The 25,089-nt window shown below is 62.8% G+C and carries 28 protein-coding genes; 15 read left to right on the top strand and 13 right to left on the bottom strand.

What is annotated here, in order from left to right; genetic code table 11:
• Positions 1 to 79 precede the first annotated feature (79 nt).
• Genes AC0L3N_RS11260 through AC0L3N_RS11250 form a run of 3 tightly spaced genes read left to right on the top strand, consistent with a single transcriptional unit; the run spans position 80 to position 2,037 of the window.
• The gene (locus AC0L3N_RS11260; protein WP_473547685.1) at positions 80 to 604 is read left to right on the top strand and encodes a c-type cytochrome, methanol metabolism-related; all 525 of its coding nucleotides are present in this window, start codon (positions 80 to 82) and stop codon (positions 602 to 604) included.
• A gap of 1 nt (position 605) precedes the next feature.
• Positions 606 to 1,469, top strand: coding sequence for a quinoprotein dehydrogenase-associated putative ABC transporter substrate-binding protein (locus AC0L3N_RS11255; RefSeq protein ID WP_473547684.1), 864 nt, complete (start codon positions 606 to 608; stop codon positions 1,467 to 1,469).
• Between the two features lie 10 nt (positions 1,470 to 1,479).
• On the top strand, positions 1,480 to 2,037 hold the full coding sequence (locus AC0L3N_RS11250) for a PQQ-dependent catabolism-associated CXXCW motif protein (RefSeq protein ID WP_473547683.1): 558 nt from the start codon (positions 1,480 to 1,482) through the stop codon (positions 2,035 to 2,037).
• A gap of 58 nt (positions 2,038 to 2,095) precedes the next feature.
• Here AC0L3N_RS11250 and AC0L3N_RS11245 read toward each other — a convergent pair whose 3' ends face one another.
• Positions 2,096 to 2,233 carry a hypothetical protein gene (locus AC0L3N_RS11245; protein ID WP_165848570.1) on the bottom strand — a complete coding sequence of 46 codons (138 nt, stop codon included), beginning with the start codon at positions 2,231 to 2,233 and terminating at the stop codon, positions 2,096 to 2,098.
• 220 nt (positions 2,234 to 2,453) lie between these two features.
• On the opposite strand from AC0L3N_RS11245, the gene pqqB reads away from it, so the two are divergent.
• Genes pqqB through pqqE form a run of 4 tightly spaced genes read left to right on the top strand, consistent with a single transcriptional unit; the run spans position 2,454 to position 5,558 of the window.
• Positions 2,454 to 3,392: a pyrroloquinoline quinone biosynthesis protein PqqB gene (pqqB, locus tag AC0L3N_RS11240; protein ID WP_473547682.1), complete on the top strand. Its 939-nt coding sequence runs from the start codon at positions 2,454 to 2,456 to the stop codon at positions 3,390 to 3,392.
• A complete protein-coding gene (gene pqqC, locus AC0L3N_RS11235) occupies positions 3,389 to 4,147 on the top strand; it encodes a pyrroloquinoline-quinone synthase PqqC (protein ID WP_473547681.1) in 759 nt (252 codons plus the stop codon). Before pqqB ends, pqqC begins: the two co-directional genes overlap by 4 nt.
• On the top strand, positions 4,144 to 4,440 hold the full coding sequence (gene pqqD / locus AC0L3N_RS11230) for a pyrroloquinoline quinone biosynthesis peptide chaperone PqqD (protein ID WP_473547680.1): 297 nt from the start codon (positions 4,144 to 4,146) through the stop codon (positions 4,438 to 4,440). Before pqqC ends, pqqD begins: the two co-directional genes overlap by 4 nt.
• On the top strand, positions 4,437 to 5,558 hold the full coding sequence (gene pqqE / locus AC0L3N_RS11225) for a pyrroloquinoline quinone biosynthesis protein PqqE (RefSeq protein ID WP_473547679.1): 1,122 nt from the start codon (positions 4,437 to 4,439) through the stop codon (positions 5,556 to 5,558). The genes pqqD and pqqE overlap by 4 nt, the downstream gene beginning before the upstream one ends.
• Before the next feature lie 9 nt (positions 5,559 to 5,567).
• Here pqqE and folP read toward each other — a convergent pair whose 3' ends face one another.
• Positions 5,568 to 6,401 carry a dihydropteroate synthase gene (gene folP / locus AC0L3N_RS11220; protein WP_473547678.1) on the bottom strand — a complete coding sequence of 278 codons (834 nt, stop codon included), beginning with the start codon at positions 6,399 to 6,401 and terminating at the stop codon, positions 5,568 to 5,570.
• 106 nt (positions 6,402 to 6,507) lie between these two features.
• On the opposite strand from folP, the gene AC0L3N_RS11215 reads away from it, so the two are divergent.
• Both AC0L3N_RS11215 and AC0L3N_RS11210 read left to right on the top strand, forming a co-directional pair.
• Positions 6,508 to 6,984 (top strand): SRPBCC family protein, encoded by a 477-nt coding sequence (locus AC0L3N_RS11215; protein ID WP_473547677.1) that lies wholly within the window; start codon positions 6,508 to 6,510, stop codon positions 6,982 to 6,984.
• A gap of 24 nt (positions 6,985 to 7,008) precedes the next feature.
• Positions 7,009 to 7,425, top strand: coding sequence for a GFA family protein (locus AC0L3N_RS11210; protein ID WP_473547676.1), 417 nt, complete (start codon positions 7,009 to 7,011; stop codon positions 7,423 to 7,425).
• A 225-nt stretch (positions 7,426 to 7,650) separates the two neighbouring features.
• On the opposite strand, the gene AC0L3N_RS11205 is transcribed toward AC0L3N_RS11210, so the two are convergent.
• On the bottom strand, positions 7,651 to 8,370 hold the full coding sequence (locus AC0L3N_RS11205; RefSeq protein ID WP_473547675.1) for a DUF899 domain-containing protein: 720 nt from the start codon (positions 8,368 to 8,370) through the stop codon (positions 7,651 to 7,653).
• Positions 8,371 to 8,833: 463 nt separating this feature from the next.
• Here AC0L3N_RS11205 and AC0L3N_RS11200 point away from each other — a divergent pair, with 463 nt between their 5' ends.
• Positions 8,834 to 9,418, top strand: coding sequence for a GNAT family N-acetyltransferase (locus AC0L3N_RS11200; protein ID WP_473547674.1), 585 nt, complete (start codon positions 8,834 to 8,836; stop codon positions 9,416 to 9,418).
• Between the two features lie 130 nt (positions 9,419 to 9,548).
• Here AC0L3N_RS11200 and AC0L3N_RS11195 read toward each other — a convergent pair whose 3' ends face one another.
• Positions 9,549 to 10,487 carry a carbon-nitrogen hydrolase family protein gene (locus tag AC0L3N_RS11195; RefSeq protein WP_473547673.1) on the bottom strand — a complete coding sequence of 313 codons (939 nt, stop codon included), beginning with the start codon at positions 10,485 to 10,487 and terminating at the stop codon, positions 9,549 to 9,551.
• 176 nt (positions 10,488 to 10,663) lie between these two features.
• Positions 10,664 to 10,870, bottom strand: a complete 207-nt coding sequence (locus AC0L3N_RS11190; RefSeq protein WP_473547672.1) for a hypothetical protein — start codon at positions 10,868 to 10,870, stop codon at positions 10,664 to 10,666.
• A 121-nt stretch (positions 10,871 to 10,991) separates the two neighbouring features.
• Between AC0L3N_RS11190 and AC0L3N_RS11185 the strand changes: the two genes are divergently transcribed.
• The gene (locus AC0L3N_RS11185; protein WP_473547671.1) at positions 10,992 to 14,075 is read left to right on the top strand and encodes an ATP-binding protein; all 3,084 of its coding nucleotides are present in this window, start codon (positions 10,992 to 10,994) and stop codon (positions 14,073 to 14,075) included.
• Between the two features lie 25 nt (positions 14,076 to 14,100).
• Positions 14,101 to 14,355: a nickel-binding protein gene (locus tag AC0L3N_RS11180; RefSeq protein ID WP_128180888.1), complete on the top strand. Its 255-nt coding sequence runs from the start codon at positions 14,101 to 14,103 to the stop codon at positions 14,353 to 14,355.
• Positions 14,356 to 14,600: 245 nt separating this feature from the next.
• Here AC0L3N_RS11180 and AC0L3N_RS11175 read toward each other — a convergent pair whose 3' ends face one another.
• Positions 14,601 to 15,635 carry an S-adenosylmethionine:tRNA ribosyltransferase-isomerase gene (locus tag AC0L3N_RS11175; protein WP_473547670.1) on the bottom strand — a complete coding sequence of 345 codons (1,035 nt, stop codon included), beginning with the start codon at positions 15,633 to 15,635 and terminating at the stop codon, positions 14,601 to 14,603.
• Complete coding sequence (locus tag AC0L3N_RS11170; RefSeq protein ID WP_473547669.1) at positions 15,632 to 16,354, bottom strand: SDR family NAD(P)-dependent oxidoreductase; 723 nt, start codon at positions 16,352 to 16,354, stop codon at positions 15,632 to 15,634. Before AC0L3N_RS11170 ends, AC0L3N_RS11175 begins: the two co-directional genes overlap by 4 nt.
• An 85-nt stretch (positions 16,355 to 16,439) precedes the next feature.
• Between AC0L3N_RS11170 and soxR the strand changes: the two genes are divergently transcribed.
• The gene (gene soxR / locus AC0L3N_RS11165) at positions 16,440 to 16,874 is read left to right on the top strand and encodes a redox-sensitive transcriptional activator SoxR (protein WP_029350281.1); all 435 of its coding nucleotides are present in this window, start codon (positions 16,440 to 16,442) and stop codon (positions 16,872 to 16,874) included.
• A gap of 250 nt (positions 16,875 to 17,124) precedes the next feature.
• Here the strand turns inward: soxR and AC0L3N_RS11160 are convergent, their stop codons facing one another.
• The 6 genes from AC0L3N_RS11160 to AC0L3N_RS11135 all read right to left on the bottom strand — a co-directional run bounded on the left by AC0L3N_RS11160 (position 17,125) and on the right by AC0L3N_RS11135 (position 22,319).
• Positions 17,125 to 17,961, bottom strand: a complete 837-nt coding sequence (locus AC0L3N_RS11160; RefSeq protein WP_473547668.1) for a 3-oxoadipate:acetyl-CoA acetyltransferase — start codon at positions 17,959 to 17,961, stop codon at positions 17,125 to 17,127.
• Positions 17,962 to 17,970: 9 nt separating this feature from the next.
• Entirely contained in the window at positions 17,971 to 18,405 is a 435-nt protein-coding gene (locus AC0L3N_RS11155; RefSeq protein WP_473547667.1) for a type II 3-dehydroquinate dehydratase, read from the bottom strand.
• A 4-nt stretch (positions 18,406 to 18,409) separates the two neighbouring features.
• Entirely contained in the window at positions 18,410 to 19,711 is a 1,302-nt protein-coding gene (locus tag AC0L3N_RS11150; protein WP_473547666.1) for a TRAP transporter large permease, read from the bottom strand.
• Positions 19,708 to 20,226: a TRAP transporter small permease gene (locus AC0L3N_RS11145; protein ID WP_473547665.1), complete on the bottom strand. Its 519-nt coding sequence runs from the start codon at positions 20,224 to 20,226 to the stop codon at positions 19,708 to 19,710. Before AC0L3N_RS11145 ends, AC0L3N_RS11150 begins: the two co-directional genes overlap by 4 nt.
• A gap of 74 nt (positions 20,227 to 20,300) precedes the next feature.
• Complete coding sequence (dctP, locus tag AC0L3N_RS11140; protein WP_473547664.1) at positions 20,301 to 21,287, bottom strand: TRAP transporter substrate-binding protein DctP; 987 nt, start codon at positions 21,285 to 21,287, stop codon at positions 20,301 to 20,303.
• Positions 21,288 to 21,335: 48 nt separating this feature from the next.
• The gene (locus AC0L3N_RS11135; RefSeq protein ID WP_473547663.1) at positions 21,336 to 22,319 is read right to left on the bottom strand and encodes a shikimate dehydrogenase; all 984 of its coding nucleotides are present in this window, start codon (positions 22,317 to 22,319) and stop codon (positions 21,336 to 21,338) included.
• Positions 22,320 to 22,420: 101 nt separating this feature from the next.
• On the opposite strand from AC0L3N_RS11135, the gene AC0L3N_RS11130 reads away from it, so the two are divergent.
• Entirely contained in the window at positions 22,421 to 23,107 is a 687-nt protein-coding gene (locus AC0L3N_RS11130; RefSeq protein WP_473547662.1) for a TetR/AcrR family transcriptional regulator, read from the top strand.
• 85 nt (positions 23,108 to 23,192) lie between these two features.
• Positions 23,193 to 25,085: a bifunctional sugar phosphate isomerase/epimerase/4-hydroxyphenylpyruvate dioxygenase family protein gene (locus AC0L3N_RS11125; protein WP_473547661.1), complete on the top strand. Its 1,893-nt coding sequence runs from the start codon at positions 23,193 to 23,195 to the stop codon at positions 25,083 to 25,085.
• Positions 25,086 to 25,089 lie beyond the last annotated feature (4 nt).

Below are 25,089 nucleotides of genomic sequence, written 5' to 3'. Positions count from 1 at the left end.
CGCCGCGCACCCAAAACATCGATCAATGCCGCTTCACGACTGCAAACCCGTGTCCGTGGCAAATGAAGGAAGAGTCTGAATGTCCGTTCGCATTGTAATTTCCGCTCTCGCTCTGGCTCTGCTGCCTCTGGCAAGCTCAAGTCTCGCGCAGGCCTCGGACAGCGCGGAAAAAGCCAAGGCGGTGACGGAAGAGGACGGCAAGCATTTGGATGCGGAGGGTAATCCGACCTACAAGATCGAAAAAGGAACCGTCGATTGGTATACGTTCAGCGGTTACCGCCGGTATCACTCCGATTGCCATGTCTGTCACGGACCGGACGGCACAGGTTCGAGCTATGCGCCGGCCCTGGTCAACAGCCTGAAAACCATGGATTACGCGACGTTCCTCTCGATCGTCGCCGAAGGCCGCAAGAACGTCGGCGGCGGCAAGGAGAACGTCATGCCCGCTTTTGGCGACAACAAGAACGTCTATTGCTACATGGATGATCTCTACGTCTATCTGCGTGCCCGCGCCGACGGTGCGGCGCCCCGCGGCAGGCCGCCGAAGAAATCAAACAAGCCACAGGCAGCGAAGGATGCCGAAGCATCCTGTATGGGTGGATGATATGATTGGCCGTGATGCGTTGAAGCTGCGCTTTGTCCTGCCGATGCTCGGCGCACTCGCCTTGCTGCCTCCGAACGCCCAGGCGCAGGACGCCGGCCTTGGTGCCGCGGGAGAACTGGTCGCCCCTGACATTCTGCGCGTCTGCGCCGATCCTTCAAACATGCCCTTCACCGACAAGAGCGGCGAAGGCTTCGAAAACAGGCTGGCTGAACTGGTTGCCGCGAAAACCGGCCGGAAGTCCGTCGCCTATACCTGGTTTCCTGTTGTCGCCGGCTTCGTGCGCAACACGCTGGCGGCCAACCGATGCGACATCATCATGGGTTACGCCCAGGGCGATGAGCTGGTGCAGAACACCAACGCCTACTATCGCTCCTCCTATGTGCTGGTGCACCCGAAGGGCAACGGCATGGAAGGCGTCGAGACGATCGAGGATCCGAAACTCACCGGCAAGAGGATCGGTGTCGTCGAAAGCACGCCGCCGACTGCCAATATGGCCGCCAACAAGCTCTTGCGAACGGCAAAGATCTATCCGCTGGCGGTGGATACGCGCCTCACCCCTTCCATGGGGGAGGTCATGATCAAGGACATGCTGGCCGGCAAGATCGATGCGGCTGTCATGTGGGGACCGATGGCAGGCTACTATGCCAAGGAACTCGGCGCCGATCTTACGATCGTTCCGCTGGTGAAGGAAAAAACCGGCTCGCGCATGTCCTACCGCATCACCATGGGCGTGCGTCCATCCGACCAGGAATGGAAGCGGACGCTCAACCGGGTGATCAGGGGAAACCAGGCGGAGATCAACAGGATCCTGCTGGACTACAATGTGCCGCTGATCGACGAACACGATAATCCGATCACGCAATGACGATGCCGGTATGACGGGAAAGGAGACGATTTTGCTGGTCGCTGCGGGCCTTCTGGGTCTGACCCAACCGATGTGGGCTGGCGATGTCGCCGAGCCCGGCGGCTACCGGATGGACGACTATCGGGCGCCGGTGCCGCAGACGCTGCGGGGCGCAAGCGTGGTGACGACGGCAGAGGCGGAGGCGCTGTGGCGGGAGAAGAAGGCGGTGTTCTTCGACGTCATGCCGAACACGCCGAAGCCGGCTAATTTGCCGGCGGGAACGATCTGGAGAGACACGATCAGAAAGGATATCCCAGGCAGCACCTGGCTCGCCAATGTCGGTTACGGCGCCATCTCCGAGGAGACCGCCAGCTATTTTCGCCAAGGCCTCGCGGCCGAAGCCGGTCCCGACAAGTCGCGCGCTATTCTGTTCTATTGCATGACGAATTGCTGGATGTCCTGGAATGCCGCGAAACGGGCCGTCGAATGGGGCTACAGATCGGTGATCTGGTATCCGCCCGGCGCCGATGGATGGGAAGGTGCAAACCTTCCGCTGGAGGAGAAGAAGCCTTACGTGATCAGCAATTGAAGCATGAGCATTGTTATTTTCGATCGTCTTGTTTTTCGAGTTTTCAGAACCTACCGTTTCATTTGTCCATTTTGAGAGCTGATGGACGAGCCATTGCAATGGTGCCCAGCAATGGTTGACTGAGAAAAAGATCGGCCCCTTCGGGCTGGTAGAAGAGGAGAAATGCCATGAAGAAGAGCTGGACGAAACCGACCATGTGCCAGGTTGCTGCGGGCTTCGAAATTTCGCGGTATCTGCCTGCTGAAATTCCTCCCAAGAAGTAGGCCGCAGAGGTGCGTGTCCCTGGCAACGGGGGCACGCACTGCCTTGCCGCGCGAGGTTTTCGGGAAAGGCTTTGGCGCGTTCAATACGGGCGCGAAGCAATTCGCGGTCCAAAACTTGCTGTTGGTTGAATGAGCCGCAGAGCGGGCATTGCAATGCGCTTGAAAATCATCGGCTCGGCGGCAGGCGGCGGCTTTCCGCAATGGAATTGCAACTATCGCCTGAGCCGCGCGGCTCGCACCGGGATGGCTGGCGTGCATTCGCGAACCCAATCAAGCATCGCCGCGTCAGTGGATGGAGCCGGCTGGGTGCTCTTCAACGCCTCGCCCGATATTCGCCAGCAGATTGCGCAAACGCCTGAATTGCAGCCCGCACACGATGCGCCGCTGCGTTCGACGCCTATCCGTGCGGTGGTGCTGACCAATGCCGATGTCGATCATGTCGCCGGCCTGCTCAGCCTGCGTGAGCGGCAGCCCTTCGCCATCTATGCAACGACACAGGTTCTGGCGACGCTGGAGGCGAATTCGATTTTCAACGTTCTCGATCCGGCGCTCGTGCCGCGGCGCATCTTGCCGCCGGCTGAAGAACTGGCGATCTGCGATGCAGACGGCCACGACACCGGCGTGACTGTCGAGAGCTTTCCCGTGCCCGGAAAGATAGCGCTCTATCTCGAGGAAAGAAGCCAGCCGGATGCCAATTTCAGCTCCGAGTCCGGCGACACGGTCGGCGTCCGCATCACTAGTGCCGGCAGTCGCAGCTCCGTCTTCTATATCCCGGGCTGCGCGCGCATCGATGCGGCCCTGCGCACGCGTCTAGCCGATGCCGCCTGCCTTCTGTTCGACGGCACGGTCTATACCGACGACGAGATGATTGCTGCCGGCGTCGGACAAAAAACCGGGGCGCGCATGGGGCATCTGGCAATGTCGGGCGACACAGGTTCGATCGCCGGCCTGGCCGATGTGAGGATCGGCCGCCGTGTCTTCGTCCACATCAACAACACCAACCCTGTTCTGGACGAGAATTCCGCCGAATACGCAGCGGTGAAAGCCGCCGGCTGGGAAGTCGCTCGCGACGGGATGGAGATGGAATTTTGAGTGATTTCCACGACGCGGCCAGGAACGGCCTGTCCTCCAGCGAGCTCGAAGCCGTGCTGCGTCAGGTCGGTGCCGAGCGCTATCACAACCGCCATCCTTTCCATCACAGGATGACCAGCGGTGCGCTGTCGCGGACCGAGATGCAGGCCTGGGCGCTGAACCGCTATTGCTACCAGGCCGTCATCCCGCGCAAAGATGCCATGATCCTCGCACACGCCGAAGACCCGGCGTTTCGCGCCGCCTGGCGCAAACGCATCGAGGACCATGACGGCGAGGACGGCTGGAGCGGCGGTATCGCGCGCTGGCTGCATCTGGCGACCTCGCTCGGTCTCGATGCCGATGCGGTGAAGAGCGAAAGGCTGGCGCTGCCGGCGACACGTTTCGCGGTCGGCGCTTACCTCTCCTTTTGCACGAACCGGACGCTGTTCGAGGCGGTCGCATCGTCGCTGACCGAAATGTTCTCGCCGCTCATCATCGGCGAGCGGGTCCCGGCCATGCTGGCCAAATACGATTACATCACCGAGGATACGCTGGCCTACTTCACCCGACGGCCCGAACAGGCCTCGCGCGACGCCGACTTCGCCCTCGCCTACGTGCTCGGCCATGCCGACACGGCGGAACGCCAGCAGCAGGCGATCGATGCGCTGGTATTCAAATGCGATATACTGTGGGCCATGCTCGACGCGCTTCAACACGCCTATGCCGAGCCGGGAAACATCCCGCCCGGCGCCTTCCGCCCGGAGGCAACCCGATGATGGCGCTGCGCGAAAGAGCCCTGGTGTCGCCGCAATCGGTGCCGTCGCTGCCGAAGCACGTGCGCATACAGTACGATCCCGTGCGGCAGGCGTTCGCCGTGCTTTCGCCGGAAAAGGTATTTTGGCCGAACGATATCAGCCTCGATATATTGCGCCGCTGCGATGGACGGTCCACGGTCGGCCACATCATTGCCGACCTTGCCGCGGACTATGACGCCGGACAGGAGGCGGTGGCGACCGACGTCGTCGCCTTCCTGCAGGAATGGTCGGACAAGCTGCTGGTGAAGCTATGAGCGAGCCCCTTCTCCCTCCGATCGGCATGCTGGCGGAACTGACGCATCGCTGCCCGCTGCAATGCCCTTATTGCTCCAATCCGCTCGAATTGCTGAAGGCCAATCGCGAACTCGATACACAGACCTGGCTCGACTTGTTCTCGCAGGCTGCCGATCTCGGCGTTCTCCAGGTGCATCTGTCGGGCGGCGAACCGACGCTGCGCCGCGACCTCGAGCAGTTGATCGCCGGGCTTTCGGCGCGCGGCGTCTACACCAACCTGATCACCGCCGGCGTCGGCATTGCCGAAGGCCGCATCGAGGCGTTTGCCGAAGCCGGGCTCGACCATCTGCAGCTGAGCTTTCAAGGCGCACGTCCGGCGACCACCGACCGCATCGGCAATCACAAAGGCGGTCACGAAAAGAAGCTGGAGACGGCACGCCGCGCGCGCGCGGCCGGCCTGCCGCTTACCATCAACGCACCGATCCATCGCCACAACATCGAGGAGGTGCCGGAATTCATCGATCTGGCGCTTTCGCTGGGCGCGGAGCGGCTCGAGATCGCCAACGTGCAGTACGCCGGCTGGGCGCTGACCAATCGCGATCAACTGATGCCAGAGCGTGCTGCGGTCGACCGGCAGGCGGAGATCGTCGCGACGGCGCGCGAACGGCTCACCGGCATCATGAACATCGATTTCGTCCCGCCGGATTATTTCGCCATCTATCCCAAGCCGTGCATGGGCGGCTGGGCGCGCGACGCCTTCATGGTGACGCCGGACGGCACCGTACTGCCATGCCATGCCGCACAGACCATCCCGTCGCTCAGTTTTGAGCGTTTCGGACCGCGCACCCTGGCCGAGATCTGGACGGATTCGCCGGCATTCAACGCCTTTCGCGGCACCGACTGGATGCAGCAGCCCTGTCGCAGCTGCGAACGGCGTGAGATCGACTGGGGCGGCTGCCGCTGCCAGGCGATGGCGATTGCCGGCGATGCCGCCGCCACGGACCCGGCTTGCGCGAAATCGCCGATCCATGCGCGCATGGCAATGCTGATCGACGAAGCCCAGCGTGCTGCGGCAGTTCCTTCGCACGACGAACAATTCGTCTACCGACGGATCGGCGTCGTCACCGAGCCCGCCTGACGCGTTGTTCTATTCCCTGGTCTCGCGCTCGCGCACCGCGTCGGCGAAAGCCAGTGCATCGCGATTAACCGCGACATTATGCACGCGGAAGATCGAAGCGCCCTTCAACCGCAGGATGACGCTGGTCGCCGCTGTGCCGACATCCCGCCCCTCGTCAGTTCCGCCGACCAGGTGACGGGCAAGACGCTTACGTGACGTGCCGACCAGCAATGGAAAACCGAGAGCGCGCAATTCACCGAAGCGAGCCATAAGCTCAAGGTTTTCCTCTCCGTCCTTGGCGAAGGCGAAGCCCGGGTCCAGCACGATCCGGTCGTCCGGGATGCCGGCGTCGCGCGCGATCTCCAGCGATCTGTTCAGGAACAGGAACTGGTCGGCGATCACATCCGCCAGTTTTTCACGGTCGCGCCCGGTGTGCATGATGACGAGGCCGGCGCCGGTTTCCGCCGCGACGTGGGCGATGTCGGGTTCGCGCTGCAGGCCATGCACGTCGTTGACGATATGTGCGCCCGCCGCGACCGCCAGACGCGCCGTCTCGGCCCGATAGGTGTCGACCGAAACCAGGCTGCCGCCGTCGGACGACAGCGCCTCGATCAGCGGCAGGATGCGCGATTGTTCCTCGCGCGCCGAAACGGCGCCGGCGCCGGGCCGGGTGGACTCGCCGCCTACGTCGATGATCGCCGCGCCCTCGCCGATCATGCGCCGCGCCTGCTGGAGCGCCCGCTCCGGCCGATCGAATTCTCCGCCGTCGGAAAAACTGTCCGGCGTAATGTTCAAAATCCCCATCAGCAACGATTGCGCGCCAAGATCGAGATGCCGTCCATGAGCAAGCTGCCAGCGCGTCATGCGTCAACCTTTTGTCATATCAGAAGCCATTCGCGACACGATTGTCACTCACACGGGTCCGGTTTCCCCATCTACCTATGCTCGCGAAACAACAAGGAGCGTAGCAATGACCATGGAAACGATCAGCTTTATCTACACGACCTATATCGTCTCGACACCGGGAAAGGTGTTCGAGGCCATAACCAAGCCGGACCTCGCACGGCGCTACTGGGGCCACGAGAACGTCTCCGACTGGAAGCCCGGTTCGAGCTGGGAGCATATCCGCGCCAATGATGAACGGACCGTCGAACTCGTCGGCAAGGTCGTCGAGGTCTCCCCGCCGACCCGTCTCGTCATCACCTGGGCAAACGCTTCGCAGGCGTCCGATCCGGCGAGCTACAGCCGGGTGACCTTCGAGCTCGAGGAATACGAGGCCATGGTCCGGCTGACCGTCACCCATGACGAACTCGAAGCCGGCAGCGGCATGGCGAACGGCATCAAGCGCGGTTGGCCGATCGTCCTCTCCAGCCTGAAATCCTTCCTCGAAACGGGTCAGGCGATCGATGTCTTCGCCAAGCCGCGCGCGTCCGAACTGGCGGCCTGAACCCGGGAACTAGGAGCCGAGCAGATGAGCACTCTCTACACCGGCGGATGCGCGTGCGGCGCGGTCCGCTACGAGGCAAAGGCAGCCCCGATCTTCGAGAACCACTGCCAATGCCGCGATTGCCAGAAAAGAAGCGGCACCGGTCACCAATCCTATCTGACGTTTCCGTCGCGGGCAGACGTGAAGATCACCGGCACAGCGACGGACTGGCGCATTGCGGGTGACAGCGGCAACGATAACATCCATTCGTTCTGCCCGGTCTGCGGAACGCCGGTCTACCTGACATTCGCCGCCATGCCGGAGCCGATCGCGGTTTATGCCGGAAGTCTCGACGATCCGGGCCGGTTCAATCCGACCGTCGTCACCTACGGTATCCGGGCCCTCACCTGGGACAAGATGGAAACCGGGCTGAAGACGTTCGAGAAGATGCCATCAGGCTGACCGGCCCGGCGGCATAGCCGACGCGCTCCCTATCTTCAGGAAGCGGATCACCTGCGCCCACCGCGGGCGCGGGTCGGCTGACGTGGTTTCGCGTGCATTATGGTGACAGTGCACTTTTTGCCGTGCTTGGCTGTCGCTATGTGGGAAATCGGGAAGGCACGGCAGCAGAAAGGAAAATAGTGCGCTGTCACCGCAATTCGCGGTTGTGCCCATGACCCTCACCGCTCAGCGATTGCCGTACTCGTCATGGCGGCGCCACCACGCCTGGGGGAACTCGAGCCCGTTCTCGTTCCTTCCCCACGGAGCCAGGTCGAGGAAACGGTAGACCCCCATAAACATCTCGGTGCCACGTGTGTAGGTCGAGTAGGTGTGGTAGACGGCACCGTCCTGGAGCGCGAAGACGCTCATTCCCTCCTTCTGTGGCTCGGCCCTGTCGACATGCTGATAGTTGTAGTCGGCGCCGTCTCTCTGCTGCTCTTCGGTGAAGGCGGCGCCGAAGTCGTATTTGAAATCGCTCCCGAGCGACGAAACCCACGGGAAGCGCCAGCCCATTTGTTGCTTGTAATCCTGGAGCTCCTGCAACGGGGCGATCGATTCGCAAACGAGGGTAATGTCGCGGCCGTTCAAGTGGGGGATGACGCAGTCGAAGTGATCGGCGATCAAGGAGCATCCGGTGCATCCTTGGCGCGCATCGGTGAGCCGGTATCCGTAGCCGAACATGAAATGATAGACGAAGAGTTGCGAGCGCCCTTGGAAAAGGTCGGCGAGCGAGGCGCTTCCCTCCTCGGTCTCGAATAGATACTCCTTATCGATCCGAACCCACGGCAACTCCTGTCGCTGTCGCGCCAACTCGTCGCTCTGCCGCATGAGCCGATTCTCCGCCTCGAGCAGTTCGAGCCGCGCTCCCAGCCATTCCTCGCGTGTTCCGGTCTTGTGTTTCGTCATCGCTCCTGTCTCCTTCCTCGGGGGTTTCCTTTCCATTTCTCGAATCAACTTGTTGCGTCAGGAGATAAACTTAACGCCGGAGGCGAAACATGGTAGCCAGATGTGGGGCGGGTTTCCGATGGATTCCCTGATCACGGTCGCCAATGATGTCACCTTGGCCTTCGAAGACTACAAGCTGGAAATGGATAGCGCTCCCGCTCGAACACCTCTGCTCGATGCGTTGCGGACCGCGGGCTGAAAAAGAAGGACGGAGTCACAAGGCGAAGGTGCTGATGTTCCCTCGCGGCGGGCATTTCCTGCTTGAGACGCACGCCGAACCGGCGCTCTCCCTCATGATGGAGTTCATCAAGCGAACACAGGGCGAGCGGCGCAATTTGCCTGAGGGGACTCCTGCCCGCTTGATGCTGAGCCCGTTGAGGGCGCGGGCGCCTCGTCGAACCACCTGCGTCACTTGGAGGGCAGCATGAAATCGCCGACAGTGAGAGTTATGGCCGCGGCCGATGAAGATCCGGCGGTCGGAACAATCGTGCTGGCGTTTGCAGAGGATCCCATGGCGCGATGGACCTGGCCGCATGCACACCAGTACCTTGCGGCCATGCCGCGACTGGTCCGCGCGTTCGGGACCAGGGCATTCTCAAACGGAAGCGCCTTTTGCACCGATGGCTACGCCGGGGCGGCGCTGTGGCTGTCGCCCGGTGTGCGTCCCGACGAGGAAGGGCTTGGTGCTGTTGTGGAGAGCACGGTTGCGCCCTCTTTTGCCCCTGAAGTCGCCGCTATATTCGAACAGATGGCCAAGTACCACCCGACCGAGCCGCATTGGTACTTGCCCGTGATCGGCGTCGACCCGGCGCATCAGAGCGAAGGTCACGGCAACGCCTTGATGGCGTACGCGCTCGCGCGGTGCGATCGCGATCACGCGCCCGCCTATCTGGAATCCTCGAACCCGCGCAACATTCCTTTCTACCGGCGCCACGGCTTCGAACCGCTCGGCGCGATCCAGGTCGGTTCGTCGCCGACGCTCGTCCCGATGCTGCGGCGACCGCGTTGAGCCAGGTCGGGCAGACGAGCGAAGCGTCAGCCGCCGTAATGCCCGCCGGGCTAACCGGCGTCATGGCGGACGCGCTCCACGACATTCCGGCTTCCGCCCAGCGCCGGCGGGGTCGTCAGCCCTTCTCGGCTCAGTCGGTGAACACAACGGGTGTAAGCGGTTTCCGGCTGATCGACAGCGAGAAAATATCCGGCCGGGAATAGTGCCCCGCGACGTCGAGCGACCGCCGGGCGCGGCCGACCGCTCCCGGATCAATTTCGGCGAAAAGGATTCCCTTGTCGCGGTTCAGCGGTCCGGCCGCGATTGCGCCGCCCGGCTTCACGACGACGGCGTCGCCGTCGTTGATCCACTCATCGGCCTTGAACAGTCGGTCGCGATCGGGAAAGTCGGCCGGCAGATCGCTGCCCTGCATGGCCGTCGCCGTGCCGATGACCCAGCATCCGCCCTCGCGGGCGATGTGGCGCAATGTGGCGAGGCAGAGTTCACCATTGTCCCACGTCGGATTGACGAGAATGTCGATGTTCTGGGCGTAGAGAGCGTAGCGCGCAAGCGGCATATAGCTTTCCCAGCAGATCAGGCACCCCAGGCGGCCGACCGGCGTGTCGACAACTCTGAGGCCGCTCGCGTCGCCCGTCCCCCAGACCATGCGCTCGGGGTTGGTCGGCATCAACTTGCGATGTCGGTCTTGGAGTGTGCCATCCGGTCCAATCACGACCACGGTGTTAAACAGCGTTGTGCCGGAGAATCGACTGTCGATCTCGTTCAGGCGGACGACAATCGTCACCGCACGCTGGCTGGCGGCCTGCTGCAGAGGCTCAAGATCATCTCGCTCGATGTTGACGGCGTTCCTCCGCAGCCTGGCGTGAAGCTCGCTTGACAACGCCATATCCGTGCCGGGCTTCAGCCGCCAGACCCACGTCGGATATCCGGGAATCCAGGCTTCAGGGAAGATCACCAGGGTGGCGCCGGCATCGGCGGCTTCGTTGATCGCCTCGACGGCTCTGGCGATGGTCGCCTCGCGATCGAGAAAGACCGGCGGCTTCTGAACGACGGCAATTTTTGCGGGCATGGCGGTTTCCTCTACTCCCGATGCATGTTCCCACTACACTTCAGCTGCAATGGTTTTTTGTGAGCACTTCTGTCGGTGTCGGTGTGCCGTAACACGAAGACATAGCCGCCGGCTTTCAGCGACGGCAGCAGCTTCTGCAATCGCCAATGCGATGGCGGATGCGAATAATCTCATGTTCAGTCCCCCCAGCCTCGACACCCCAGTCGGACATCCCGGTATCCATGCTTCAGGAAAGACGACCAGTGTGGCGCCACATTCACGGCTTCGATCGCTTTGTTGATGGTAGCTTCGCGGTTGGCGGCGGCGGCAGCCCGCCATTGGTCGTGGGTCGTCTCCTTGTATTGGGCAGGATCGAATGGTTTCGTCGCCGTTGTCGTTGTCATCGGCTGGCTCCTCAAGGCTGTTTCGCAAGACCGTGTTCACAGCTAAGCTTGCGGACAATCGTGGAAGCGCCCGTGGAAACCGGCGTCGAATTATCTCGAAGGCAGAGCAGGCAGGCCAGGAATGCAACGTCCTATCCCGCTCCGGGTACGTCTGCTCGGCGAGCTCCAGCTTGTCGGCGCCGACGGGAAGGCCCTTGCTTTACCCGCCTCTCGCAAAACGCGCGCGCTTCTTGGCTATCTCATTGCCACCGGTCAGGTGCACCGGCGTGAACGGCTCTGCGATCTGTTCTGGGACGGACCGGACGATCCGCGAGCCGAGTTGCGCTGGAGCCTCAGCAAGATCCGCGCGCTGCTCGGCGACGGCAGCAGAGCTCGGCTCGTGGCGGATCGTGAGCGGGTCGGCATCGAGCTTGGCGATGCGCTGGTCGACCATGCGGTCGTGCGCTCGCTTGCCGCAAGCAGCGTCGCCGCCGCGACCACCGAGGTGCTGACCGAGACTGTGGCGCTGTTTGGAGGCGAGTTCCTCGACGGGCTCGATCTGCCGCTCTGTTACCGCTACCAGGAATGGTGCATAGCGGAGCGGGAGGCGATGAGCCAGCTCCGGTTCAGGGTTCTCGCCGCGCTTATCGCGCGACTGGAAGACGTCCCGACGGATGCCCTGCCCTATGCCTACGCATTTGTTGCGGCCGACCCACTATCCGAAGCCGGTCATGCTGCGGTGGTCCGGATGCTTGGGAAGATGGGCCGGACCAACGACGCGCTCGCTCATTACGAGCGGGCGCATCGCATATTCGAAGCCGAGCTCGGCGCGCCGCCAGGCGAGGGACTGAAGGCGGCGAGGCAGGCGCTGCGACCGAGCCCAATCGCAGGTGCCCGAGCCGCACCTTCCGGTGCAGCCAGGGGAACCCTGGATGACGCTCCGCGGCCTGGGGGTTCCGGGCCCATGGTTGGGCGCGACGCCGAGCGCACAACCATCGATCGCCTCGTCGCGATGGCAGCCGACACCAGCCCGGATGTCATCCTCGTGACTGGGGAGCCGGGCATCGGCAAGAGCCACATGCTAGGCTATTTCAGCGAACGGATGGCCGCTGCCGGCGGGCGCGCCTTCAGCGCGCGCGCATTCGAAGCCGAGACGGCACGATCCTATGGCATCTGGATCGATCTCCTGCGCTCGGTCCAGCGGGAGCGACCGCGCCATGGATTGCCTTCGCTTCTCGGCCCGCTGCTCCCCGAGCTTGGAGGCGGCGAAGGCGGGGTCGGGGATCGCACTCAGCTGTTCGACGCCATTGTCGACGTGCTTCACGGGCTCGCCGCCGACGAGCCGGTAGGTATTGCCCTCGACGACGTCCAGTGGATCGACGACGCGTCCGCGTCGCTGCTTCACTATGTTGCTCGCCGGACCGAGGCAGCCCCCGGTCTTGTCATCGCCTGCGCAGCGCGTTCTGGAGAAGTCGAAGACAATATCGCGGTATCGCGGGTGCTGCGCTCGCTCTCCCGCGATGGCCGACTGACGGAGATCGAGCTCGATACGTTGAGCGCCGAGCACACGGCAGAGCTCGTCCGGCGGCTCGACCCGGCTCTCGACGCAGCTCAAATCATCGCCGCGAGCGATGGCAATCCGCTGTTTGCGCTTGAACTTGCCCGCGCTCACCTGCGTGGAGATCCCGGCCCCGGCCGTACCGTGAAAGCCCTGATAGAAGGACAACTGGCTGGGCTGACCGACCAGGTGCGCGAAACGCTGGTCTGGGCTGCAGCGCATGGCCGCACCTTCACGCCGCAGGATCTCGCGCGCTTGGCGCCGTTTGATGTTGCGGGGCTTGTGATGGCACTGGGGGAGCTTGAGCGGCGCGGGCTGGTGCGGCCGGCAGGCGGCGACGCCTATGACTTCACCCACGACCTCGTCCGGCAAGTCACCTACCGCAGCTTGTCCCATCCCGGGCGCAAGCTGTTGCATCGACATATCGCGCGCGCGCTTCGACCGGCGGCGGAGCGCGGCGGTGAAGCTGCGGCCGATCTCGTTCATCACGCCGTGCTCGCCGAGGATGACGAGATGGCCGCACGAGCTTGCATCGTCGCCGGCGAGCGGGCCCTTCGGCTCTTCGCCAATGCCGAGGCCGCCGGCTTGGCCGAGCGAGGGCTACGGCATGTCGCGCGGCTGCCGGAAGCGCCGGAGAAGCTGGTTTCCCGGATTGCGCTGCTCAAGATCCGCGTTCTTGCGGCGACTGGTCCCGGATTGCGATCACTTCCTCCCATTGAAGAGGCGATCGCCGACGCGACCACCGCAGCGGAGGAACAGGGGCTGCAGGCTGCCGCGGCGACAGGGCACTATCTGCTTTCCATTCTCCATCAGCAGGCCGGACAAGTAGAGCAGGCCGAGGCAAGCACGCTTCGTGCGGCCGAGATAGGGCGCAACGCTGACCGCAAAATCCAGGCGCATCAGCTCGCCAATACGGCTCGCTGCCTGCTTGAGCTGGAGACAGAAATTGCGCGCGCGCACGAATTGATCGCGGAGGCCGGCGATATCGCGCAGTCGCTTGGCACAGAGTTGTGCGAACTGCATTGGGCCAGCGGTCTGCTGGAGCGATGGGACGGTCGGCAGGGTCAAGCCGCCGTGTATCTTGCTCGCTCTCTTGCCCTGGCGCGCCGAAGCGAAGACCGCTGGCGCGAGTACAAATGCCTGACCTGGCTGGCGACGCTTCATTTCGAAATGGGACGATATGCCGACATGCACGCCCGCTGTGAGGAGCTACGGTCGGTTGCCGCAAGGATTGGGGAGGAGACGCCTTTCGTCGATGCCCTGCAGGCGCTTACTGCCCTCATGACGGCGGATGATGCAGCCGACGAGGCGCTGGAGAGCGCCTTGGCGCGGCTTCGTGCCGCCGACGACAAGTCTTACCTGGCTTACGCTCTCAACAGCGCGGCGAGTTTCTACTGTCGTGCCGGCCGAATGGAGCAAGTCCGACTCCACGCCAGCGAGGCACTGACAGTCGCCTCCAAGATCCGCCGGCGCTGCGAGATCGCCATTGCCAATGCCCTGCTCAGCGCGGCCGCGAACAGTTCTTCGGCACCGGAAATCGACGACGATTGTCGGGCACCGATCGAGCTTGAGGATTTCAGCGCGAGGGCGCGAGCAGTTTTGCGCCATCCTGCCGAACCGGCGCGCAGCGTTCCAACGGCCGCACCCACGCCGGGCCTTCAGACTTGAACGAGCCATCGAACAGGAGAGCACCATGCCTCGCATAATCGTCGAGCGGACGTTTGAAGCCCCGTTCACCCAGCAAGAACTCGACGCGGTAGAGGCGCGGATGGCGCCGTGCCTCGACCTCTACGATGTCCGCTGGATCCGTAGCTACTGGTCATCCGACCGGCTGCGCATGATCTGCGAATACGAAGCCGCTGATATCGCCAGCGTTAGAAACGTCCAGCACGAGGCTGAAGCCAGGTTTGAGCGGGCCTGGGCTGCCGATGTGCTGGGCGAGCCGTGAGATCCCACTCGCCAGGCTGACGCGGGTGAAAGTTGCAAGCCGTTGGATGCTCGCGACCTCCGACAAGTTCCGCGATACGCTCCACCAGATCGTGCACGGCGTGCCGGAGCGGACCGCGTGCGACGCCGAGAGGACTTCAGACCTTCGCTCGTGCTTCCGTATCAGGGCAGTTCGATGGGCCCGAGATCCACCGGCCCGCGCAGCGCCTTTTCGCCTCGAGCACCCCTGCCCCGGTCCTGTTCGCGCTATAGATGCAGCGGTTGGCGATTGAGCAGTATGGAATCGCCGAATTCATGCGTGCGGTATCGGCGCGCGGCGAAGGCTGCGGAGGCCTTGGCGAGCAGAGCATCGTCGGCAAAGGCACGCAGGAGCTCGAAATGGCTTTCGCCCGGCTGGTGGACGCCTGTGAGAATCGCATCGACCACGCCATGCGGCGTGCCCCGCGCGACGCGGCCCGTCGCAATGCCATTTCCTGCACGCACGCTGCCATCGGGGTTGGCGGCCGCCTCAAGCGCGCGCACTACACTCGTGCCGATCGCGATGATGCGGCCGCCGCCGAGCTTCGTCCGCGCAACCTGTGCCGCGGTGCGCTCAGGGATGCGGTACGGCTCGTCGAAAGGGAGGCGCAGGTCGAGCGCGGGATCGCCGGTGGAAGAAACGCCTGCGGCATGCGTGACTGTTGCGAAGCCGACGCCGCGCCGACGCCAGGCTTGGAGCGTGCGCCAATCGAGTGCAAAGCCTGCCGATGGCGCCTCGAACGCGACCGGCCCGGCGGCAAGCTTCGTCCAGACATCCCACAGTGCCATCGGCTCGGGAACATGCGCGTATTGGATCGGCCGGCCGTGCCGCGCCAGGCCTGCAAGCACCACTGTGCGGTTGCCTGGGAAGCGCAGCTCGAGAAGGCGAGGATGGTCGATAAGGCGCTCTACGACGGCTTCCAGCGGTCCGAGCCGGAGGCGATCGCCGGGTGACAGCGGCGGCGGAGGCAGCCGGTCTTCGGTGCGCGTGCGGTGATCGCCCGCGCCGAAGGCAATAGCCACGAAGCGGGTTGGATCGGGAAGTGACAGCCAACCTGCCAGGCGAATCTCGATCGCCTCGTCGCTGGGGACATGCGTTCCGTGCAAGCTGGCAGGCAAGGTCGCGGCGTCGTTGCCGACGACCAGATCGCCGGGATCGAATAGCATCGCGAGTCCAGCGCGCGGCAGGTCACGCATCGTGCCGCCTGCCTCGACGACGAGCAGCCTGGCGGAGCGCCGATCGGGACGGTCGGCGGCAATCATTCGTGTGTCCCGGCGAGAATCGTTGCGCGGACCGGCAGCGCGTCGAGCGTCTTTTCGATGATTTCGGCAGCAGCCACTTCGGGGCGCTTCAATGTCGACGGATCGGCGTCAGGAAGCGCCAGCGCGTGCAGCGGGGTGTCCATATCGCCGGGGTCGAGCGCGAGGAGCCGGATGCCGTCGGCTTTCGCCTCCTCGTCCCAAATCGCCGTGAGATGGGCAAGAGCAGCCTTGCTCGCACCATACGCGCCCCAGCCGGGATAGGCGTTCACCGCTGCGTCGCTGGAGATGTTGATCACCAGCGCGCCACGGCCCTCGCGTGCGGACGCGGCAAGCGCACCGAACAGGGCTTTCGTTAGCCGGAACGCGCCGACGAGATTGACCGCGAGCGCTTTTTCCAACTCCTCGCACTCGGTATCGGCAAGAAGCGCCAGAGGAACAGGTCCGAGGCTCGACGCATTGTTGATCAGGACGTCGAGCCCGCCGAGGCTGGCGGTGACTTGCAACGCGATCGGATAGATGTCTTCCTTCTTGCCGACGTCGCCGACAATCCCGTGCGCGCCGGTCTCGTCGGCGATGCGTTCGACGTCCGCGGTGGTGCGGGCAACGAAGGCGACGGACGCACCCTGCTCGGCTAGCTGCCGCACAAGCGCCAGTCCGAGGCCGGACGTGCCGCCCGTGACCGCCACGCGAAGTCCCTGAAGATCGATATTCGTCTGCATTGCCGGTGCTCCTTCAATCTGTACTGCCGTTGCTACAAGTTCAAGTTAACTTGAAGTCAAGCGGGAATTGTGCTTTCGTTCATGCATGGAATCCATGCTGACCATCACCGACGTGTCGCGGCGCAGCGGCGTCGCCTCATCGGCATTGCGTTTCTACGAGGAGCGCGGGCTGATCGCTTCCGAGCGGGCCGGCTCGGGGCATAGGCGCTATCCGCGCTCGGTGCTGCGCCGGATCGCCTTCATCGTCTTCGCGCAGCGAATTGGGCTGACGCTTGAGGAGATTGGCGCCGAGCTCGCCAAGTTGCCAGCCGATCGCGTGCCGTCACGTCGGGATTGGTCGCGTTTGTCGGGCCGGTGGACCAAGCGCATCGACCAGCGGATCGCCGAGTTGCAGCGTCTGAGGTCCGGGCTTACCGAGTGCATCGGTTGCGGCTGCCTGTCGATCGACCGGTGCAGCCTTGCGAACCCTGCCGATATGGCAGGTCGCAAGGGGCCGGGGCCGAGGTATTGGCTGGGATGAGTTGGCAGCGTGCCTGTCAGAGCAGCTGTCCGGTGTGATGGGCAGTTCGCGGATGCGTTTGAATTACGGAATTACGGTGACAGTGCGCTTTTTGCCATGCTCGGTGGCAAAAGCCGGCCTTATTGATGTCCGAGTGCGCCAGGATGTCGAGCTTCCTCGTTGTCGCGGTTAGCGATGTCCGAAGGATCGACGAGGACGGTGGCCAAGGCGCAACAGCTCCGACAGCGCGGCGCGAAGCTGCGGCCGGGAATTACGATCCTGAGGCCAGACCAAGCGTTTGGCGCGCCTCGTTGACGGTGGCCACACGCCGGCCAAGCCTCTCGACTGAGGCCGCCGCGAGTTCGACGAGCTCGGCGTTGCTGCGCGCCAGGCGTTCCCTAGTGATCCTGATATTATCCTCAAGTCCGGTACGCACTGCGTCTGCTCCGCGCGCCAACGCCCATTGCATTACGATCGTCTGGTTGCGGCCTATTCCGGCCGCTGTCCAGGTGGATTGTGGAAACAGGAGTTTCGCTTCCCTGAGGAGCACGTCGAGCAATCTCTCCTCCGCAGGCAGTGCGTTTTGCACCCCCATGACAAACTGGATGTGCGGGCGCTCACCTATAAGTCCGCCGTCGGCCAGCCGCCTGGCAGTGTGAAGGTGCGACAGGTCGAAGATTTCGATCTCCGGCAGCACGCCATTTGCCTTCATCGCGGTTGCGAGATCAACGATCAGGGCGGGATGGTTCTCGTAGACTATGGATGGGAAGTTGACCGAACCGGTCGAAAGCGAGGCCATGTCCGGCTTCAGATAAAGTGCCGAGCCACGCGCGGCAGGATCACGACCGCGCCCGCCGGTCGAGAACTGGACGATCATGCCGGGGCAGTGCCTACGCACCCCCGCCTGAACGGCAGCGAAGCGCGTTGGTTCAGACGATGAACTCTGATCGTCATTGCGCACGTGGATGTGCACCAGTGACGCACCTGCTTCAAAGGCTTCCTGGGTCGACTCGATCTGCTCGGCCACGCTGATCGGCACCGCAGGATTGTCTTCCTTGCGCGGCAGCGAGCCGGTGATCGCAACAGCGATGATACAGGGTTCAGGCATGGCGATACACTATCGGTCGACCTCGTCCATGAGCCACCGGATCGCGAGCGGATATCCCTTGGCGCCAAGCCCAGCGATCACGCCGGTGGCGACCTTCGATACCAGCGACCGATGATAGATCTCCTCGCGGCGATGGATGTTCGAGATATGCAGTTCGACGATCGGGCCCGGAAACATTTTGAGCGCATCGAGCACCGGGATCGAAATGAAGCTCAAACCCGCGGGATTGATCAGAATGCCCGCGCCTTCGTCGATCGCCTCATGGACCCAGTTGACGATTTCGCCCTCAATGTTCGACTGGTGAAAACGGATCGGATGGTCGCCGGCGGCGTCACGGCACATCCCCTCGATTTCTGCGAGTGTCGTCCTCCCATAGATCTCCGGCTCACGCATGCCGAGCCGGTTGAGATTTGGGCCGTTGAGAACGAAGATTGGCTTGATCATGGTCCTATCCTTGATAGCCCAGCAGGCGCGGCAGCCACAACACCAGCGATGGGAAGAAGGTGATCAGCATCAGAGCGGCAATCATGGCGTAGAGAAACGGCATTACATCGTGCACCAGGTCGCGCAGCGGCACTTCTGCGATGCGGGTCATGATGAACAGCAGCAACCCGTAGGGCGGGGTGACGAGCCCGAGCATGATGTTGACGACGACCATCACGCCGAAATGCACCATGTCGACGCCGAGCGCCTTCGCCGTCGGAATCAGCACCGGCACGATTACCAGCAGGATAGTCGTCCCCTCCAGCACGCAGCCCAGTAGCAGCAGCAGGATGTTGACGAGGATCAGGAAACCCATCGGCGAAAGATCCCAGGACTGCAGGATCACAGACAGGGACTGCGGAATGTTCTCAACAGTGACGACGTAGTTGAACACCAGGGCGCCGGCGATGAGCATGCCGATCGAGGCCGTGGTGCGGGCGCTGTTGAGAAGCGCATGGTAGAGCTGACCCGGCGTCACGCTGCGATAGATCGCGACCGAGATGAGCAGCGCGTAGCCGGCGGCGACCGCCGCAGCCTCGGTCGGGGTCATCACGCCGCCCCTTATGCCGACCAGCAGAACGACCGGCAGCATCAGCGCCGGAAATGCGCGCGAGGTGATCCCCGGAAGTTCCCTGAGCGGCACCGGCTTCTCGACCGGAAAGTTTTTCCGGCGCGCGTCGATGGCGACGATGATCATCTGCGTCAGGGCGAGAAGAAGGCCCGGCACGATACCAGCAATGAACAGGTAGCCGATGGATGCATCCGAGATTAGCGCGTAGATGACCAGCGGAATTGACGGAGGAATGATCGGGCCGATGACGGAGGTGACGGCTGTCAGCGCAGCGGCATAGCTCGCCGGGTACTTGCCATCCTTAGTCATGAGTTGCTGCATCATCTTGCCGGTGCCCGCGGCGTCGGCGATGGCTGAGCCGGACATGCCGGCGAAGATGATCGACTGCAGCACGTTGACTTGCGCCAGGCCGCCGCGGAAACGGCCGACGACGGCGTTGCAGAATTGCAGCAGCCGGTCGGTCATTGTTCCGGCGTTCATTAACTCCGCGGCGAGAATGAACATCGGTACGGCAAGCAGAATGTAGCTTGTGTAGAGCCCGTTGAGCAGCTGCTCGGCGGAGGTGCCCATGTCCAGCCCTGCAAGCCAGAGATAGAGAATCGACCCGGCGATCATCGAGTGACCGATCGGCAGGCCAAGCAACGCCAGCGCTGTGATCGCAACGACTGACAGCGAAAAGGGACTCGCGAGATTCATACGCCGGAGCTCGCTTTCGTGGGGTCGAATTCCGCCGGTGCTTCGCCGCGGAGAGCACGCCACGCCAGCCACAGGTAACGGGCGATCACGGCGATCACGAAGACGAGATAGATCGAGAACAGCCAGTCGAAGCGTATCTTGAGGTAGGCGGTGCTCTCGACCTTCATGAAGGTCACGTAGTCGAAGACGGCCGGAAAGGACCAGCCATAGAGCGCGACGAGAGCGATTGCGAAGGCAAGCGTCATTACCCGCCTAATGTCCGGACCGACTGTGGCGTAGAGGAGATCAAAGCGGATTTCCTCTTCTTCACGAACGACGAACGCTGCGCCGAACAGCACAACCCAGATCCAGAGCACGACGGTGAGCTCGTTGCTCCAGCCCGTCGGCCAGTTGAGAAGATAGCGAAAAACAACCTGGAGCAGAAACGCGGCGAACATGGCGCCGATTGCGATTGCGATGGCGTTCTCGGCGCGCCGGTAGAGCCAGCCGCCGACCTTTCTCAATCCCGGGTTCATGATGCCTCCCTGGCGGGCGCCTGGCCAAACCGGCCAGCCGGTCGCAAGCGGACCGGCCGGCGAGTTTTGTCGGGTCAAAGCGCGTTGATCTTGTCGACCATCCCGGCAGGCCATTCCTTGGCCAGGTCGGAGGCAAGATATTGCTCCTGCACATGCTTGCGGAATGCTGCGACATCGGGCTCGTAGATCTTCAGGCCCTTGCCCTTGAATGTTTCAACGAGTTCCTTCTCGCGCGTCAGGTGTTTCTCTGTCGAGAAGTCGATCGCCTTGTCCGCCGCGGCCTGGACCTTTGCCTGCTTCTCGGCCCCCATCTCGTCCCACACCTTTTTCGAGATGCTGAGAAGGTCGAAACCGACAAGGTGCGAAGTAAGTACGATCTGCGACATGACTTCGTAGAACTTCATGTTCTCGACGTTGGGCAACGGGTTGTCCTGCCCGTCGATTGCGCCTGTCTGCAGGCCGGTATAGACCTCGGCGTATGCCATGGGCGTAGGGTTCGCGCCGAGCGCCTGGCCGAGGAATTGCCAGGCGTCGCCACCCGGCATACGCAGCTTGATGCCGGCCATGTCGGCGGGAGTCTTGATTTCCTTGTCCGGCTTCAGACCGACCTGGCGCAGGCCGAAATAGGTGGGGCCGAGCACCCTCACGCCGAGCTGGTCCTCGGTCATCCTCTTCAGCTCCGCACCGGCATCGCTGGCAAAGAAGGCCTTCACGTGCGCGGCGTCACGGAACAGGTAGCCGGCGGTGACGATAGACCACGCCGGAATCTGCTTGGAGATGTCCTGCGGGGCAACGTTGCCCATCTCAAGATTGCCGCGCTGGATGGCGACAAGTTCGGTGCCCTGCTTGAAAAGGTTCCCCCCGTAATAGCCCTCGAAGGCAAAGTCGTCCTTGATGGCGTCGGCGAACATTTTCATCATCTCGGCCCGGATGTCCTGTTCCGAGAACACGGCCGAGAAACGCAGCTTCGGTTTGTCCTGCGCGAAGGCGGGAACGGCGGTCCCGGCGGCGAGTGCGCCGGCGGCGACCATAAACAGGCGTCGGTTCATTTCAGCTTTCATGTCGATTTCCTCCCTATGGTCTTCATATGGTTATAGGCGTCACTGCCTTCATGCGGCGGCCTCGAAATGATCTGCCATGGCGCGGCGGTCGGCCTTGCGCCCGGTGAAGAGTTCGAACGCGCGGACGGCCTGATAGATCGCCATGCCGATGCCCGGCAGCGTTCTGCAGCCGATCGTACGGGCCGCGACCAACAACTCTGTTTCGGTCGGAAAGTAGATTATGTCGGCGACCCATTTTTCGGCTGTCAGAAGAGCCGTGTCGAACGGTGTTCCGGGGTATTTCGCCATGCCCACCGGGGTTGTGTTGACGATCCCGTTTGCCATGCGCACGGCTGCGGCCGGGTCCGGCCACGTCTCGACGCGACCGCCGAACAAGGCGCCCATGCGCGACGCAAGATCCGAGGCGCGGCTGGGTTGGCTGTCGAGGACGAACAGCCGGCCAACGCCCATTTCCATCAGGGCGTTTGCGACTGCGGCGCCCCCTCCGCCGGCGCCGAACATTGCGACGCAGCCCATCGATGCGCCTGTCATCGCCTCGCGAAAACTTTCCGCGAAACCCCAGCTGTCGGTGTTGTGGCCTTCCTTGCGTCCGCCAGCGAAGACGACCGTATTCACCGCGCCTATTGCGCGCGCTGCCGGCGACAGCGCATCCAGGACGGGCATAACAGCCTGTTTAAACGGATGAGTGACGTTGAGGCCGTGAAAGCCTGCAATTTCCGCCGCCGCGATCAAGTCGCCGATCGCCGCGTCCGGAAATCCGAGCCGGTCGAAATCGAGCAAAAGGTACGAATAGCCGATGCCAAGGCGCCGGGCTTCACGCTCGTGCATGCCGGGAGTGCGCGAGGACTGAATGCCGCGTCCGACGAGGCCAATCACGACCTTTTCGCTGTCGCCGCTGGCGGCGCCCTTATGCTCGTCCGCGAGACGGCAAAGGAGGTCGACAAGGCTGTCGCCCATCTCCCGAAATTCCTCCCTGTGGCGGGCCGCCTCCCAGCCCAAATGCGGCAATTCCTGGATCGCCCTTGTGTTCACGCCAAACGCGCCGGTAAATGAGTCCGTCGCGATTTGCGAATGATGTACTAACTGGTTAGTTTAGTCAAATGCCGGCTGCGCCGGGCGGGAACTCAAACTGCATGGCCGTTATCAAGAAAGAACGAAAGCCGAAGCCGGACGCGAGCACGACGCGTATCCAGGACCCTGAGGGCACGCGCCGCAACATCCTGGAGATCGCCTCCAAGGAGTTTGCCCTGAACGGCTTGTCGGGCGCGCGCATAGACGAGATTGCAGCGCGCACGCGCTTCAGCAAGCGCATGATCTACTACTACTTCGGCGACAAGGAGGGTCTCTACCTGCGCGCGCTCGAGAACGCGTATCGCCAGGTGCGCGAGGGCGAGGCTCAACTTGATATCGAAGGTCTGACCCCCGTGGCGGCACTGGCACGCCTAGTGGAGTTCACGTTCGACCACCATCACCGACACGAGGAATTCATCCGCATGGTGATGATCGAGAACATCCATCACGGCCAATACCTCGAACAATCGGATGCTATCCGCGAACTGAACGTGACTGCGATCGACCATATCTCTCGCATCTATTCACGCGGTGTCGAAGAGGGGGTCTTCCGGCCGGGACTCGACGCGGTCGAACTCCATTGGCAGGTAAGCGCGCTGTGCTTCTTCAACGTTTCCAATCGCACCACCTTTTCGATGATCTTCGGACGCGACTTCGGCGCGCCGGCACAACTCGAGCGGCTCAAACGCAACAGCGTGGAAATGCTGTTGCGTTTTGTCGCCAAGGACGAAGCTCCCGCAGAACGCTGAGCGCGCCGAAACTTGCGGTGCTGCCAGCGTTGCCTTAGTTATGTACGAACTGGTTCGTTCACAACAAACCAGGGAGGAGGCGCGTTTGAAGACTTCGATCGCGACGGTGTCGATCGCCGGTGACCTGGCGGAGAAATTCGCGGCAATTTCCGCCGCGGGCTTCGACGGCGTTGAAATCTTCGAGAACGATTTCCTCGCCTTTGACGGCTCACCGCGCGACGTCGGCCGAATGGCTGGTGACGCAGGTCTGACCATAACGCTCTTCCAGCCGTTCAGGGACTTCGAGGGTTTGCCGGAGCCCCAGCGCAACCGCGCCTTTGATCGTGCCGAGCGCAAGTTCGACGTCATGCAGGAACTCGGCACCGACCTGATACTGGTATGCTCGTCGGTGTCGCCGGTCTCGCTTGGCGGGATCGACCGGGCGGCCAAGGATTTTCACGAGCTTGGCGAGCGCGCCGCCAAGCGCGGTCTGCGCGTCGGCTACGAGGCATTGGCCTGGGGGCGTCACGTCAACGATCATCGCGATGCGTGGGAAATCGTGCGCAGGACTGACCATCCGAACGTCGGGCTGGTTCTCGATTCCTTCCACACGCTGGCCCGCAGGATTGAACTCGGCTCCATCCGTTCGATACCCGCGGACAAGATCTTCATTGTCCAACTCGCCGACGCGCCGCTGATCGAAATGGACTTGCTCTATTGGAGCCGGCACTTCCGCAACATGCCAGGCGAAGGTGATCTGCCGGTGCGACAGTTCATGCAGGCGGTCGCGGTAACCGGTTATGACGGCTATCTGTCGCTCGAGATTTTCAACGACCAGTTCCGTGGCGGGTCGGCAAAGGCGATTTCCGTCGACGGACGGCGTTCGCTCGTATGGTTGATGGATCAGGTGCGGCGTGAAGAACCGGCACTTGAGATGGCAATCCCGCCCATGCCCGACCGCATCGGGGTTGGAGGGGTCGAGTTCATCGAGTTCGCGGCCGATCGCCAGGACGCCGGACAGCTTGGATCGCTGTTGCGCATGCTCGGCTTTGTCGAGGCCGGTCGGCACGTCTCGAAGGAGGTCACGCTCTACCGCCAGGGCGAGATCAATATTGTCATCAATACCGAGCGGCAGGGCTTTGCCCATTCTTCCTTTGTTGTCCATGGCACGTCGGCATACGCGATGGGCCTGAAGGTCGAGGACGCCGCCGCCACGGTTGCGCGCGCCGAGGCACTGGGCGCGGAGATCTTTCACCAGCGGGTCGGGCCCGGCGAGTTGTCGATCCCGGCGATCCGCGGCGTCGGCGGCGGACTGATCTACTTCCTCGATGCCAAGACCGACCTGGCGAAGGTCTGGGATATAGAGTTCACGCCGGTCACGCCGGCAAGTTCCGGCAATGGCGTCGGCCTCACCCGTATCGATCATGTCGGGCAGACCATGGCACAGGAGGAGATGCCGAGTTGGCTGCTGTTCTATGTCTCGATCTTCAGAACGACCAAGACCCCCATGGTCGACATCGTCGATCCGGGCGGCCTCGTGCGTAGCCAGGTGATCGAAGGTCTGGACAAACGCTTCCGCCTCACGCTGAACGGCGCCGAGAGTCACCGCACCCTGGCTGGCCATTTCATCGCAGAAACCTTTGGTTCCGGCGTCCAGCATCTGGCACTCGCGACGGATGACATCTTTGCGACGGCGGCGAAGCTGCAGGCCAACGGCTTCGAACCACTTCAGATATCGATGAACTACTACGACGACGTAGAAGCGCGCTTCGGTTTGGATCCGGAGGTCGCCGATCGGCTACGCTCAGCCAACATCCTTTACGACCGCGACGACAACGGCGAATTTTTCCAGCTCTATGCGCCGACATTCGGAGAGGGGTTCATTATCGAGTTCGTTGAACGGAACGGCGCGTATGCAGGATATGGTGCGCCGAATGCACCATTCCGCATCGCCGCGCAAAAACGGCTGATGCGGCCTAAAGGAATGCCAAAGGTATGACGGG

The organism is Mesorhizobium sp. WSM4807, from assembly GCF_055811615.1.
The sequence above is the reverse complement of the archived record's forward strand: the minus strand, read 5'-3'. Positions and strand labels throughout refer to the sequence as shown.